We start from the raw sequence: 13,577 nt of genomic DNA on the forward strand, positions 1-13,577 counted from the left end.
GCATGAGCACGAGTCCGTCCGAAAACCAGCTTGCCGCCATGACGGCGGCTGCGAAAGCCCGAAACCGGAGCACTTTGCCCGAACGCAGCCTCACCGCAACGATCAGGCAGCCAAATCGGCGCAGCCGAAGCGCTTGATCAGACGTTCCAAGAATACGGAACCCCTGTCCTGAGAGGCGAGTTGAGCCGAAAGATTCCGGGCGCGGTGCTATTGGTCAACCTGAACAAGACCTATGAAAGCGCAAAACAAAATTCTGGCTTGCTGGAGCAGTATACCCTGGGGGATTGGGATGTGTCGCGGGGGCTTGCTGAGCAAGTGCGGCTCGTGATTGGCGTCCATCGCAATGTGATGGAGTCGTTCTATCGAATGCGTCTGGACAAGGATGGGAAGGCCATCTTGATTGAGATTCCGCCGACAGCGAAGCGTAAGCATCGGCGTTTCCGTTGGGAAGGAGATGATGTAAGCGGCTTGTTCAAAGAATTTCGTGAACGGTCACTGCGGTCCGACGACGGCGCCAAGCAGCTAAGCAAAATGCCATCTGGTGCAGGTCGGCGGTTCCTCCCCGCGGTCATATGACACCAACACTCAATCCGTCACGTCGATTGACATGAATTGACTCGGTCCGCCCCCTACTTGCCCGCATCCTCGAACCCCGGCGTGCCGCGCAGTTCGGGGTGGCGGTCAAGGTAGGCGGCGCGCAGCCCTTCCGACATGCGGCGGGAGCCGTCGTGGCTCCAGCCCGGCGGGGCCACGCAATACATCAGCCGCTGGCGCAGGGTCAGGCCGGGTTGCGTCGCGTCGTTCCAGATGCCGATCCATTCGTGGAACGCCACCCGCAGCGGGTTGAACGTGCCGAGGTTGTGCACAAGGCCGTATTCCGGCTTGTCGTCGGCCTGTTCCTCCACGAACGTGCCGAAAAGCTTGTCCCACACGATGAAGACGCCGGCGTAGTTCTTGTCGAGGTAACGCGGGTTGCGGCCGTGGTGAACGCGGTGGTGGCTGGGGGTGTTCATCGCCGCCTCGACCCATCCGGGCAGCTTGCCGATCGCCTCGGTGTGGATCCAGAACTGGTAAAGCAGGTTCAGCCCGCCGACGAACAGCACCATCGCGGGATGGAAGCCCAGCAGGATCAGCGGGGCGGAAAGCACCATCATGAAGGTGAAAGGCCCCGTCCAGGTCTGCCGCAGCGCGGTGGTCAGGTTGTAGTGCTGGCTGGAGTGGTGGTTGACGTGGCTGGCCCAGACCCAGCGGCTGCGGTGGCCAAGGCGGTGCACCCAGTAGTAGCGCAGATCGTCCAGCACGAAGCACAGCGCCAGCACCGGCCACGAGGTGCCAAGGTCGAACGGTGTCACCTTCCACAGCAGCAGGTAGAACCCCCAGGTCAGGAACCCCAGCGCGATGCCCGAGGCGACGTTGCCCGCCCCCATCAAGAGCGAGGTCAGCGCGTCGCGGGTCTCGTAGCGGCCGCCGCGATGGGTCCAGGCGATCCAGCCGAATTCCAGCAGGATCAGCAGGATGAAGCCCGGCACGGCAAGCTGGACGACATCGGGGTAGTGCAGGCCGGTCATCGGGACACTCCTGTCAGGCGGGCACGCCACAGCGCGCGTTCCTCGGGTGAAAGGCGAAGGCGGACGGCGGGGGCGGTGAAGCTGCCGATCCGAAGGATCAGGCCATCGGGGCGGTCGGTGACCTCGACCCGGTCGATCTGCTGCGCCGTGGTATCGGCGCCGAAGGACCACAACAGGCCCCGGCCCCGCGCGGTCTCGACCAGCGCGGCGCGGCGGTTGGCGCCGATCAGGACGGCGCGGACATCGTCATCGGGGCAATGGCGCTGCCACTCGCGCCGGGCAGTCGCCTCGCTGTCGATCTCGAACGGACGGGAATGGCCGGTCAGGTGCAACAGCACCGCGATGCCCCCAATCCCCGCGATGACCAGCAGCACCAAGAGCCCAAGCGGCATGCGTTCCTCCGTCCCCGGCGCCGAGGATGGCGCGGGGACGGGGGGGCCTGTCAACGGCGCCGTTGCGTCAAGCGCCTAAAGCACGCCGTTCATCTTGGCCTGATGCGTGGCGAGCACGTCCATCAGCGTCGGCGAGAGGCAGTCGTAGGGCTCCAGCCCGATTTCCTTCAACCGCCCGCGCACCATCGGCATCAGGTCGGGCGGCGTGCCGGATTCGATGACGGAGGAAACGAAGGCCGCGAACTCGGGCGACGCCCAGCCGGACTCGTGCGACAGTTCGGTGTGGATGAAATCCAGCCCGTAAAAGGCGTGGCCGGTGTTCTCGATCCGCCCGAACAGGTGCACGCCGCAGCCGGTGCAGGCATGGCGCTGGATCGTGGCCTTCTCGTCGACGACCTTCAGCTTGTTGCCGTTCGCGGTGACGTGGACCTTGTCGCGCGGCACCACCGCAACGACCGAGAAGATCGCGCCGCGCGGTTTCCAGCACTTGGTGCAACCGCAGGCGTGGTTGTGGGCGCATTGGCTGTCGACCCGCACGGTGACGGGGTCACTGGCGCAATGGCACGTCAGCGTGCCGCCGCTGAAATTGGCGCGACCCGGCGCGATGCCGTGGTCGATGGCGGGATGAAGGTGAATATGGCTATGGCTCAAGACGGTTCCTCCCTGCGTGAACGCATGGCGCCAGTGCCGCGCTGCGACCGCACCCTGTCAAGCGGAATTCGCCGCGCGCCGGTCTCAGTCGCCCCGGTCTCAGCCGCCCCGGTCTCAGCCGCCTGCCATCATCGCGGTCAGGATCGCCTTGGCGCTGTCGCTGTTCCAGTCGGCCTCGCCGATCAGACGCGCGACCTCCTGCCCCTCGGGGTTCAGGATCAGCGTGACCGGCAGGCCCATGATGCCGATCGACCGGGCCAGGGCGGCGTCGGGGTCCAGCCGCAGCGGCAGATGGGTCACGTCATCCTCGGCAAAGAACTTCTGAACCCCGGTCACCGTGTTGCGCATGGTCGCGACCGGTACGACGGCAAGGCGGTCGCCGCCCATGGTCGCCTGAAGCTGGTCGAGCGTGGTCATCTCCTTGCGGCAGGGTGCGCACCAGGTGGCCCAGAAGTTCAGCACGACGTATTTGCCCGCGTAGTCGCCGAGGTGATGCACGGCGCCGGTTTCGTCGGTGATCGGCAGGTCGGGCAGCGCCTTGGGTGCCTCGGCAAAGTTCAGTTTTTCCATGTCGCCGTCGCGCAGCGCCTGCAGCGATGCGGTATCGGCCACGGCGGCATTTGCGCCAAGCGCAAGGGCCGCGTAGAAGACGGCGGAAGCAAGATGACGCATTTCCCCTCCGGAAGGGCCAGACGATGAGCGACCGACCCGCGAACGACACCAAGACCGCGAACACCATGTGGGGCGGGCGCTTCGCCGCGGGCCCCGACGCGATCATGGAGGCGATCAACGCCTCGATCGGGTTCGACCAGCGGCTGCACGCCCAGGACATCCGGGGTTCGCGCGCCCATGCCGCGATGCTGGCGGCGCAGGGCATCATTGCTTCTAGTGACGCGAAAGCGATCCGGGAAGGGCTTCTCACGGTGTTGTCAGAGATCGAGGCCGGGGATTTCCCGTTTTCGACCGCGCTGGAAGACATTCACATGAACGTCGAGGCGCGGCTGAAAGAGGTGATCGGCGATGCCGCCGGGCGGCTGCACACCGCGCGCAGCCGCAACGACCAGGTGGCGACCGATTTCCGGCTCTGGGTGCGCGATCAGACCGATGCCGCCATCGCCGGGATCGAAGCGTTGCAGCGCGCGTTTCTGGAACAGGCGGCGGCGGGGGCCGACTGGGTGATGCCGGGCTTCACCCACCTGCAAACCGCGCAGCCGGTGACCTGGGGCCACCACATGATGGCCTATGTCGAGATGCTGGGCCGCGATGCCAGCCGCTTTCGCGACGCCCGCGCCCGGATGAACGAATGCCCGCTGGGGGCGGCGGCGCTGGCGGGAACCTCGTTCCCGATCGACCGGCACATGACGGCGCAGGCGCTGGGGTTCGACCGGCCGATGGCGAATTCGCTCGACGCGGTGGCGGATCGCGACTTCGCGCTGGAGTTCCTGAGTGCGGCCAGCATCTGCGCCATGCACCTGAGCCGGTTCGCCGAGGAACTGGTGATCTGGTCCTCGGCCCAGTTCCGCTTTGTGCGGCTGTCGGACCGCTTCTCCACCGGATCGTCGATCATGCCGCAGAAGCGCAACCCCGATGCGGCGGAACTGCTGCGCGCCAAGATCGGGCGAATTCTGGGGGCGATGGTGGCGCTGTTCACCGTGATGAAGGGGCTACCCTTGGCCTATTCCAAGGACATGCAGGAAGACAAGGAACAGGTCTTCGACGCCGCCGACACGCTGATGCTCAGCCTCGCCGCGATGACCGGGATGGTGCAGGACATGGCGGCGCAGGTGCCCGCGCTGAAGGCGGCGGCGGGCGCGGGCTTTTCCACCGCGACCGATCTGGCCGACTGGCTGGTGCGCGCGCTGGACCTGCCGTTCCGCGAGGCGCATCACGTTACCGGGGCGCTGGTGGCGCTGGCCGAGCGGAAGGGCTGCGATCTGCCCGACCTGACGCTGGCCGAGATGCAGACCGGCCACGCGGGCATCACGCAAGAGGTGTATTCCGTGCTGGGGGTCGAGAATTCGGTGGCCAGCCGCACCTCTTACGGCGGCACCGCGCCCGATCAGGTGCGCGCGCAGGTCGCCCGCTGGAAGGAGCGGCTGGCATGAGGGGCGCACTCATCCTCGCGCTGCTGGCCCTGACGGCCTGCGGCATCGACGGGCGCCCCAAGGCGGCCGACGGCACCACGCCAAGCGCCGCGGTGACGATCAGCGGCACGGCGCAGGTGGCGGTGGCGGGCAAGCTTTAGCGCCCCCGCAGGCTTGCCGATTGCAAAGGCACGGTGTTCTGGATAGAGGCGAAATCATGGACCATTTCCTGTATCGCAACGGCGCGCTGCACGCCGAGGATGTGCCGGTCGCCGAGATCGCGGCGAGCGTGGGCACCCCGTTCTACTGCTATTCGGCGGCCACCCTGACGCGGCACTTCAAGCTGTTTCAGGAGGCGCTGTCGCCGCTGCCGCATCTGGTGTGCTTTGCCATCAAATCGCTGTCGAACGTCGCGGTGCTGAAGCTGCTGGGCGATCTGGGGGCCGGGATGGATGTCGTCTCGGCCGGGGAATACCTGCGCGCCAAGGCGGCGGGTGTGCCGGGCGACCGGATCGTGTTTTCCGGCGTCGGCAAGACCCGCGCCGAGATGCAACTGGCCCTGGAAGGCGGCATCCGCCAGTTCAACGTGGAAAGCGAGCCGGAACTGCGCGCGCTGTCCGAGGTGGCAACGGCGATGGGCGTGGTCGCGCCGATCACCATCCGGGTGAACCCCGACGTGGACGCCAAGACCCACGCCAAGATCGCGACCGGCAAGAAGGAAAACAAGTTCGGCATCCCGATCACCCGCGCGTCCGAGGTCTATGCCGAAGCCGCGCGGCTGCCGGGGCTGAAGGTCGTCGGCATCGATGTGCACATCGGCAGCCAGTTGACCGAACTGGAACCGTTCGAGCAGGCCTTCACCAAGGTCGCCGACCTGACCCGGCGGCTGCGCGCCGAGGGGCATGACATCCGGCGGCTGGACCTCGGCGGCGGCCTTGGCATCCCCTATACGCGCGGCAACGAGGCCCCGCCTCTGCCCGCGCAGTATGGCGCGATGATCAAGCGTACCGTCGGCGATCTGGGCTGCGAGATCGAGATCGAGCCGGGGCGGCTGATTTCGGGCAACGCGGGCATTCTGGTCAGCCGGGTGATCTATGTGAAATCGGGCGAGGAGCGCGAGTTCCTGATCGTCGATGCCGCGATGAACGATCTGGTGCGGCCCTCGATGTATGATGCGCACCACGACATCGTGCCGGTCATCGAACCCGCGCCGGGGCTGGAGACGCAGACCTATGACGTGGTCGGCCCGGTCTGCGAAACCGGCGACACCTTCGCCAGGGCGCGCCCGATGGCGCCGCTGGCGGCGGGCGACCTGATCGCCTTCCGCTCGGCCGGGGCCTATGGCGCGGTGATGGCGTCGGAATACAATTCCCGCCCCCTGGTGCCCGAAGTTCTGGTGAGCGGCGATCACTTCGCTGTAATTCGCGCGCGACCGTCCTATATCGACATCGTGAACCGCGATACCGTTCCGGAATGGCTCTGACGCGCCTGACCCGCGCGCCACGGCCGGAAAGGAAGAATGAGCGATAGCAACCGGATACCCGAGGCGGCGATGGCGCCCTTGCGCTGGCCGCTTCGGCTGACCCGTCTGGGCCTGTTGGCCGAACGCCTGACACAGGCGTTCTGGCTGGTCTGGAGCCTTTGCCTGCTGCTGATCGCCGCGATCACCTTCGGCCTGCTGGACCAGTTGCCGATCGAGATTGCTTGGGCCGGGCTGATGTTCGGGCTGGGCGGCATCCTCTGGGGCCTCGTCACCGGCATCCGCAGCTTTCACTGGCCGACGCCGGACGACGCCATCCAGCGGCTGGACGCGACGCTGCCGGGGCGGCCGCTGGCAGCACTGTCGGATACGCAGGCGATCGGCGCCACCGATGCCGCCTCGGTCGAGGTCTGGCGCGTGCATCTGGCGCGGATGGCGGCCCGTGCCGCCGCCGCCCGGCCCGTCGAGCCGGACCTGAAGCTGGCGCGCCGTGACCCCTTCGCGCTGCGCTATGTCGCGCTTCTGGCCTTCGTGCTGGCGGCGGGGTTCGGATCAGCCTGGCGGCTGACGGCCGTCACGCCGCAGCCGAGCGGCGGCGCCGTGGCGGCGGGCCCGACCTGGGAGGGTTGGGTGCAGCCGCCGCCCTATACCGGCAAGCCGTCGCTTTACCTCAATGACATCCCCAAGGGCGGCTTCAGCGTGCCCGCAGGCAGCAAGGTCACGCTGCGGCTTTACGGTGCGGTCGGCGCGCTGACTGTGGCCGAGACGGTTTCCGGCCGCACCGGCCTTGTCGGCAGCGCCGCGGCGGCGGATCAGGATTTCACCGTCGCGCGGTCGGGCAAGCTGGCCATCGACGGGCCGGGCGGTCGCGACTGGACGGTGACGGTGGTTCCCGACCAGCCGCCCACCGTGTCCACCGTCAGCCCGCCCGAACGCAAGGCCAGCGGCGAGATGCAACTGCCGTTCCACGCGACCGATGATTTCGGCGTGGTCAAGGGCACGGCGACCATCACGCTGAACCTTGCCGCGATCGACCGCCGCTATGGCCTGGTCACCGATCCCGCGCCGCGCCCGCCGATCGTGCTGGATCTGCCGATGCCGGTGACCGGATCGCGGGCGGACTTCACCCAGATGCTGGTCGATGACCTGTCGAAGGACGCCTGGGCCAACCTGCCGGTGCAGATCACGCTGACGGTGCAGGACGCCGCCGGGCAGACCGGCAGCGCGGCGACACTGTCAACCGACCTGCCGGGGCGGCGCTTTTTCGACCCGCTGGCCGCCGCGGTGATCGAGATGCGGCGCGACCTTCTGTGGTCGACCGCCGATGCGCCGCGAACCGACGAGATTTTGCGCGCCATCACCTACCGGCCCGAGGGGTTCATCAAGAACCAGCGCGCCTACCTTCTGCTGCGCGTGGCGATGCAGCGGCTGGAGACGGGGATCGAGCAGGGCCTGACCCCCGCCCTGCGCGACGAGGTGGCCGAGGCGCTGTGGCAGGTGGCCTTGCAGGTCGAGGACGGCACCCTGTCGGACGCGCTGGAAACGCTGCGGCAGGCGCAAGACAAGCTGTCCGAGGCGATCCGGCGCGGCGCCAGCAAGGACGAGATCGCCAAGCTGATGGACGACATGAACAAGGCGTTGCAGAATTATGTGGCGAAACTGGCCCAGCAGCAGGACGGCAAGGATCAGCAGAGCTCGGAAAACCAGCAGGGCCAGCCGATCACCGGCGACCAGATGCAGCAGATGCTGGACCGCTTGCAGCAACTGATGGAACAGGGTCGCATGGCCGAGGCGCAGCAACTGCTCGACCGGCTGCGGCAACTGACCGAGAACATGCGCGTCACCCAGGGTGAAGGCGGGATGCAGGTGCCCGGCGGCAAGGCGATGAAGGGCCTGTCGGACACGCTGCGCCAGCAACAGAACCTGTCGGACAACACGTTCCAGGACTTGCAGCGCCAGTTCCGCCAGCCCGGACAGGGCAGCGACGGCCAGCAGCCGCAGGACGGCCAGACCGGGCAGGACCAGGGGGCGGGCGGCCAGCAACCGGGCGGCACCGATCAGGCGGGCCAGGGCCAGACCGGGCAAGGCGCGCAGGGCGACGGCCAGCCCGGTCAGAGCCTTGCCGACCGCCAGCAGGCGCTGCGCAATCAACTGGACCAGCAGTCGCAGGGCGCCCTGCCGGGCGACGGCACCGCCGATGGCAAGGCCGCGCGCGACGCGCTGGGGCAGGCCGGGCGCGCGATGGACCAAGCCGAACAGGCGCTGCGCCACGGCAACAACGCGGGCGCGCTCGACAGCCAGGCCGAGGCGATGGACGCGCTGCGGCAGGGCCTGCACAACATGGATCAGGCGATGAACAAGGGCCCGGCCAGCACGGCGGGCCAGCAGGGCCAGGCCGACGACACCGCCGGCCCCAAGGGGCAAAGCGACCCTCTGGGCCGCCAGATCGGGGAGGCGGGCGCGCTGGGAACGTCAGAGAACCTGCTGCAGGGCGAGGATGTCTATCGCCGGGCGCGCGAGATTCTGGACGAAATCCGCAAGCGGTCCGGCGATCAGAGCCGCCCGGCGATCGAACGCGACTACCTCAAGCGGCTTCTGAACCTGTTCTGAGCGCTCGGCTCAGCCGTGCCCGTGTCAGCCGTGCCCGTGGATCAGTGAAACCGCCGAGGTGAACAGCCGGTCGAGCAGGGTGCGGACGCCATCCATCCCGGCAACCAGCAGGCTCAGCACAGGCGCCAAGGTCGGCACCCGCGCCGCGATCGTCGGCGCCATGACGTAGATCACCACCAGCGCCAGCGCGATCAGCACGACGGTGCGGAAGCCCAGCCGGAAACCGCGGCGCTGCTCGGTGGCCAACTCGGCCTCGACGGGCGTCGCGGCGCGACCTCGTTCGGTCGTTGCGCGCAGGGTCGAGTTGATCTGTTCGATGTCGGGCAGAAGCCCGCGCCGTGCGCTGCGGGGCGGCGCGACCTGCTCGGCGTCGTCATCCTCTCCCTCGGCGAGGGGCAGCGGCGGCGCGGCACGCTCCCGCAGGGGTTGCGGCTCGGACGGCTGGGGCGCGCGGGGCGCCGCGCGACCGGGGCTGACCAGACCAAGCTCCGGCTGGGTCTCGATCGCGCCACGCTCGGAGTCGCGCGCGCGCTTTTCGCGCTCGGCCTCTTCGCGCAGGACGGCCTGCACGTTTTCGTCAAGCACTTGCCGACGCGGCTCGACACGCGGCGGCGCGACAGGCACGACTGGCGCGACCGGCTGGACGGGTGCCGGAGCCGGGGCCGGAATGATCGGCGGCGGTTCGCGCGGGAGGGTCGGCGCCGAAGGCGCGGCTGCGGGCGGCTCCGGCAGGGCTGCGGGCTTGGGCGCGCCATCGCCGAACGTGGCGGCCTCGTCCTCCATCGCTTCCTCGACATGCGGCGCAAGCTGAAACCAAGTATGCCCGCAATTCGAGCACTGGACATCGCGCCCGGCGTCTGGAATGGCGCGGTCGTCAACCTCGTACTGGGCGTCACAATTCGGGCAAGTCAGCCGCATCTGGTCCCCTCATCCGGTTCGGGCGCTCCCGAAAGTGCCATCCCCTCGGCATGTTGTAGCAAGACCGGTGGTCTTATCCAAGTGTTTGTGGCACCGAACCGCATCTGGTCGGCGCGCCGATTGCAACCCCGCGCTGCCTGCGCGAAACTGCGCGGGTCAGGATTCGGAGAGCCGCGTGATCGAGTTCCAGAATGTCGCCTACAACTACGGCGGCGGCGAGTTGTTGACCGATATCAGCCTGCGCCTGCCGCCGGGCTCGTTCCACTTTCTCACCGGCCCCTCGGGCGCGGGCAAGTCGACGTTCCTCAAGCTCTGCTATGGCGAGTTGCACCCGACGGCGGGCCGCGTCACCATCGACGCGCGCGACATGCGCGGCCTGTCACGCGACGATGTGGCCGCGGTGCGACGCCGGATCGGCGTGGTGCATCAGGATTGCCAGTTCCTCGACCACCTGCCGCTGGCCGAAAACGTGGCGCTGCCGCTGACGGCATCGGGGCGCGAAGCCACCTCCGCCGACCTTGACGACCTGCTGGGCTGGGTCGGGCTGAAGCCGCTAGCGGGGCACCTGCCGCCGTCGCTGTCGGGGGGGGAACGGCAGCGGGCGGCGCTGGCCCGCGCGGTGATCATGTCGCCCGACGTGATCCTGGCCGACGAGCCCACCGGCAACCTGGATTGGGACATGTCGGTGCGCCTGCTGACGCTGCTGATGGAACTGAACAAGATGGGCAAGACGATCCTGATCGCCACGCATGACATGAACCTGATCCGCACCGCCAAATCGCAGGTGCCCGCCCGCGTGCTGCGGATCCGCGACCGCCGCCTGCAACTGGCGGGGAGCGACCTGTGAACGCCCGCGCCGCCGCCCTGGTGGAACTGCTGGCGGGTGACCGCAGCGCCGACCGCATCGTGCCGCCGACCGGCTTTACCGCCCGGCTGACCAGCTTTACCGCCGGGGCGATGGCGTTTCTGGCGGTCTTCGCGCTGGCGCTGTCGATCGCCTCGGGGCGGCTGGCCGAACGCTGGTCGGCGGCACTGGCACAGACCGCGACGATCCGCATCTCGGCCCCGCCCGACCAGATGGCGGCGCAGACCGCAAAGGTGCTCGACATCCTGAAGGGGACGCCGGGCGTCGAGTCAGCCCGCGCGCTGAGCGACGACGAGCAGCGCAAGCTGCTGGAGCCGTGGTTCGGCCCCGACCTGCCGCTGGACGCGCTGCCGGTGCCCCGCCTGATCGACGTGCGCGAAACCGGCGGCGGCTTCGACGCCGACGGCCTGAAGAACCGCCTCGCCGCCGAGGCGCCGGGCGCGGTGCTGGATGACCATACCCGCTGGCGGCGCCCGCTGGTGGCGGCGGCCGACCGGCTGCGCACCCTCGGGCTGATCTCGATCCTGCTGATTGGCGGCGCGACGGCGGCGATGATCACGCTGGCCGCCAATGCCGCGCTGGCGGCCAACGCGCAGGTGATCCGCGTGCTGCGGCTGATCGGTGCGCGCGACGCCTACATCGCCCGCGCCTTCGTGCGCCGGTTCACGTTGCGCGCGCTGTCGGGCGCCGCGGCGGGCACGCTGGCGGGCATGGGCGCCGTATTCCTGCTGCCCGCCACCGACGAGGCGGGCGGCTTCCTCACCGGCCTCGGGTTTCAGGGCGTGGGCTGGCTTTGGCCGCTGCTGATCCCGCCGCTGGCGGCCGTCGTCTCTTTCGCGGCGACCCGCGCCGCCGCGTTCCACACCTTGCGGAGGCTGACCTGATGACCTACGCCGCCCGCTGGGTGATGTCGCTGCTCTTCGTCGTGCAGATGTATGCGATGATGGCCTTGATGGCGGTGTATTTCACCCCCTGGGCCATCGTTGATCGCCGCGGTGCCTTTGCCGCCGTGCACACCTACTGCCGCTGGGTGCGCTTCACGGCGCGGGTGATGGTGGGCCTGCGGTCCGAGGTGCGCGGCACCGTGCCAACCGGCGAGGCGCTGATCGCGTCGAAACACCAGTCGTTCTTCGACATCATCATGATCGTCAGCGAGACGCCGCGGCCCAAGTTCATCATGAAGAAGGAACTGACCTGGGCGCCGATCCTGGGCTGGTACGGGCTGCGCATCGGCTGCGTGCCGGTCGATCGCGGCAAACGCGGGCAGGCGATCCAGCAGATGATGGACGGTGTGTCCAAGGGGCGGCTGCAACCGGGGCAGTTGATCATCTACCCGCAAGGCACCCGCGTCGCGCCGGGGGCGATGAAAAGCTACAAGGTGGGCACCGGGCTTTTGTATCAGCAACTCGGCCAGCCCTGCACCCCGGCGGCGACCAACGTCGGCCTGTTCTGGCCGCGCACCGGGATCTATCGCAAGCCGGGGCTGGCGGTGGTGGAGTTCCTGCCCGAGATCGCGCCGGGGCTGGCGGTGGAGCCGTTCATGGCGGAACTGGAGCGCGTGATCGAGGGTGCCTCGAACCGGCTGATGGCCGAGGCCGGGTTCGGGGCGGCGGACTGACGCGGGGCGCCCGGCGGCGCGGACAGGAGCCTCCGGCGGGAGTATTTGGCGCCAAGAAGATGCTGGGGGCAGCTTTCGTGGGCGCGGCCGATGCGACCGGCCGTCAGGCCAGCTTCAGCGCGGCGATGCCCGCGACGATCAGGGCGATGCCGCCGACCCGCAAGAGCGTGACCGGTTCATCGAACAGGACCACCGCGAGGATCGCCGTGCCGAGCGTGCCGATCCCGGTCCAGACGGCGTATGCGGTGCCCACGGGGAGCGATTTCATCGCGGTGCCGAGCAGCACGAAGCTGGCCACCGCGATCGTCAGGGTGATCGCCGAGGGCCAGAAGGCGGTAAAGCCGTTGGCGTATTTCAGACCGACCGCCCAGGCCATTTCGCAGACCCCGGCAATCAGCAGGATCGCCCAGGGGTTCACGCCGCCAGGCCCTTCGTGCCCATGTCGAGGAACTTCTGCCGCCGGTCGCGGATCAGCGCCTCGGGCTTCTTGCCCGACAGTTCCTTCAGCATCGCGGCGATGGCGGCGCCGACGGCTTCGATGGCATCCTTGGGCGAGCGTTGGGCACCGCCGATGGGTTCCTTGACGATGCGGTCGATCACGCCCAGTTTTTGCAGATCCTGCGCGGTCAGGCGCAGCGCCTCGGCGGCCTCGCGCATCTTCTCGGCATCCTTCCACAGGATCGAGGCGCAGCCCTCGGGCGAGATCACCGAGTAGATCGAATGTTCCAGCATCGCGACCCGGTTCGCGGTGGCAAAGGCCACCGCGCCACCCGAGCCGCCCTCGCCGATCACCACCGAGACGAAGGGCACCCCGATTTCGAGGCATTTCTGCGTCGAGCGGGCGATCGCCTCGGCCTGGCCGCGCTCTTCGGCGCCCTTGCCGGGATAGGCGCCAGGCGTGTCGACCAGCGTCACCAGCGGCAGGCGAAAGCGGTGGGCGAGGTCCATCAGGCGGATCGCCTTGCGATAGCCCTCGGGGCGGGCCATGCCGAAGTTGTGCTCGATCCGGCTTTTGGTGTCGTTGCCCTTTTCATGGCCGATCACCATCACCGGCATGTCGTTGAAACGGGCAAGACCGCCCATCACCGCGTGGTCGTCGGCAAAGTTGCGGTCGCCCGCCAGCGGCATGTAATCGGTGAACAGCGCGTCGATATAGGCGCGGCAATGCGGCCGGTCGGGATGGCGCGCGACAAGACACTTCTGCCAGGGGGTCAGCCCTTTGTAGAGGTCTTTCAACAGCGTCTCGGCCTTCTTGTCGAGCGCGGCGGCCTCTTTCTCGACGTCCATCTCCTTGTTGGCACGGCCAAGGGCGCGCAGCTCTTCGGCCTTGCCCTCGATCTCGGCCAGGGGCTTTTCGAATTCGAGATAGTTCATGCGATGCTCCGGAGCGG

15 protein-coding genes are annotated in these 13,577 nt (G+C 68.3%); 8 read left to right on the forward strand and 7 right to left on the reverse strand.

Going from position 1 to position 13,577, the window contains the following annotated elements; genetic code table 11:
* The first annotated feature begins 180 nt into the window (after positions 1 to 180).
* Positions 181 to 576: a hypothetical protein gene (locus AC11WY_RS09365; RefSeq protein WP_482924733.1), complete on the forward strand. Its 396-nt coding sequence runs from the start codon at positions 181 to 183 to the stop codon at positions 574 to 576.
* A 53-nt stretch (positions 577 to 629) separates the two neighbouring features.
* On the opposite strand, the gene AC11WY_RS09370 is transcribed toward AC11WY_RS09365, so the two are convergent.
* The 4 genes from AC11WY_RS09370 to AC11WY_RS09385 form a co-directional block, all read right to left on the reverse strand.
* A complete protein-coding gene (locus AC11WY_RS09370; RefSeq protein WP_482924735.1) occupies positions 630 to 1,568 on the reverse strand; it encodes a sterol desaturase family protein in 939 nt (312 codons plus the stop codon).
* The gene (locus AC11WY_RS09375; protein WP_482924737.1) at positions 1,565 to 1,960 is read right to left on the reverse strand and encodes a hypothetical protein; all 396 of its coding nucleotides are present in this window, start codon (positions 1,958 to 1,960) and stop codon (positions 1,565 to 1,567) included. The genes AC11WY_RS09370 and AC11WY_RS09375 overlap by 4 nt, the downstream gene beginning before the upstream one ends.
* 75 nt (positions 1,961 to 2,035) lie before the next feature.
* Positions 2,036 to 2,611 (reverse strand): S-(hydroxymethyl)glutathione synthase, encoded by a 576-nt coding sequence (gfa, locus tag AC11WY_RS09380; RefSeq protein ID WP_482924738.1) that lies wholly within the window; start codon positions 2,609 to 2,611, stop codon positions 2,036 to 2,038.
* A 114-nt stretch (positions 2,612 to 2,725) separates the two neighbouring features.
* Entirely contained in the window at positions 2,726 to 3,283 is a 558-nt protein-coding gene (locus tag AC11WY_RS09385) for a TlpA family protein disulfide reductase (protein ID WP_482924740.1), read from the reverse strand.
* 23 nt (positions 3,284 to 3,306) lie between these two features.
* Here AC11WY_RS09385 and argH point away from each other — a divergent pair, with 23 nt between their 5' ends.
* Genes argH through AC11WY_RS09405 form a run of 4 tightly spaced genes read left to right on the forward strand, consistent with a single transcriptional unit; the run spans position 3,307 to position 8,785 of the window.
* Positions 3,307 to 4,716: an argininosuccinate lyase gene (gene argH / locus AC11WY_RS09390; RefSeq protein WP_482924742.1), complete on the forward strand. Its 1,410-nt coding sequence runs from the start codon at positions 3,307 to 3,309 to the stop codon at positions 4,714 to 4,716.
* Entirely contained in the window at positions 4,713 to 4,856 is a 144-nt protein-coding gene (locus AC11WY_RS09395) for a hypothetical protein (RefSeq protein ID WP_482924744.1), read from the forward strand. Before argH ends, AC11WY_RS09395 begins: the two co-directional genes overlap by 4 nt.
* A 56-nt stretch (positions 4,857 to 4,912) precedes the next feature.
* Positions 4,913 to 6,178, forward strand: coding sequence for a diaminopimelate decarboxylase (gene lysA / locus AC11WY_RS09400; protein WP_482924746.1), 1,266 nt, complete (start codon positions 4,913 to 4,915; stop codon positions 6,176 to 6,178).
* A 36-nt stretch (positions 6,179 to 6,214) separates the two neighbouring features.
* Positions 6,215 to 8,785, forward strand: coding sequence for a TIGR02302 family protein (locus AC11WY_RS09405; protein WP_482924748.1), 2,571 nt, complete (start codon positions 6,215 to 6,217; stop codon positions 8,783 to 8,785).
* 24 nt (positions 8,786 to 8,809) lie between these two features.
* Here AC11WY_RS09405 and AC11WY_RS09410 read toward each other — a convergent pair whose 3' ends face one another.
* Entirely contained in the window at positions 8,810 to 9,703 is an 894-nt protein-coding gene (locus AC11WY_RS09410) for a zinc-ribbon domain-containing protein (RefSeq protein ID WP_482924750.1), read from the reverse strand.
* A gap of 175 nt (positions 9,704 to 9,878) precedes the next feature.
* Between AC11WY_RS09410 and AC11WY_RS09415 the strand changes: the two genes are divergently transcribed.
* Genes AC11WY_RS09415 through AC11WY_RS09425 form a run of 3 tightly spaced genes read left to right on the forward strand, consistent with a single transcriptional unit; the run spans position 9,879 to position 12,186 of the window.
* Positions 9,879 to 10,550 carry a cell division ATP-binding protein FtsE gene (locus tag AC11WY_RS09415; protein ID WP_482924752.1) on the forward strand — a complete coding sequence of 224 codons (672 nt, stop codon included), beginning with the start codon at positions 9,879 to 9,881 and terminating at the stop codon, positions 10,548 to 10,550.
* Positions 10,547 to 11,452 carry a cell division protein FtsX gene (locus tag AC11WY_RS09420; protein ID WP_482924754.1) on the forward strand — a complete coding sequence of 302 codons (906 nt, stop codon included), beginning with the start codon at positions 10,547 to 10,549 and terminating at the stop codon, positions 11,450 to 11,452. The genes AC11WY_RS09415 and AC11WY_RS09420 overlap by 4 nt, the downstream gene beginning before the upstream one ends.
* The gene (locus AC11WY_RS09425; RefSeq protein WP_482924756.1) at positions 11,452 to 12,186 is read left to right on the forward strand and encodes a lysophospholipid acyltransferase family protein; all 735 of its coding nucleotides are present in this window, start codon (positions 11,452 to 11,454) and stop codon (positions 12,184 to 12,186) included. Before AC11WY_RS09420 ends, AC11WY_RS09425 begins: the two co-directional genes overlap by 1 nt.
* A 103-nt stretch (positions 12,187 to 12,289) precedes the next feature.
* Here AC11WY_RS09425 and AC11WY_RS09430 read toward each other — a convergent pair whose 3' ends face one another.
* A complete protein-coding gene (locus AC11WY_RS09430; RefSeq protein WP_482924758.1) occupies positions 12,290 to 12,604 on the reverse strand; it encodes a DMT family transporter in 315 nt (104 codons plus the stop codon).
* Positions 12,601 to 13,560, reverse strand: a complete 960-nt coding sequence (locus tag AC11WY_RS09435; protein WP_482924759.1) for an acetyl-CoA carboxylase carboxyltransferase subunit alpha — start codon at positions 13,558 to 13,560, stop codon at positions 12,601 to 12,603. Before AC11WY_RS09435 ends, AC11WY_RS09430 begins: the two co-directional genes overlap by 4 nt.
* Between the last annotated feature and the right edge of the window lie 17 nt (positions 13,561 to 13,577).

The sequence above is a fragment of the Solirhodobacter sp. genome (genome assembly GCF_964715405.1).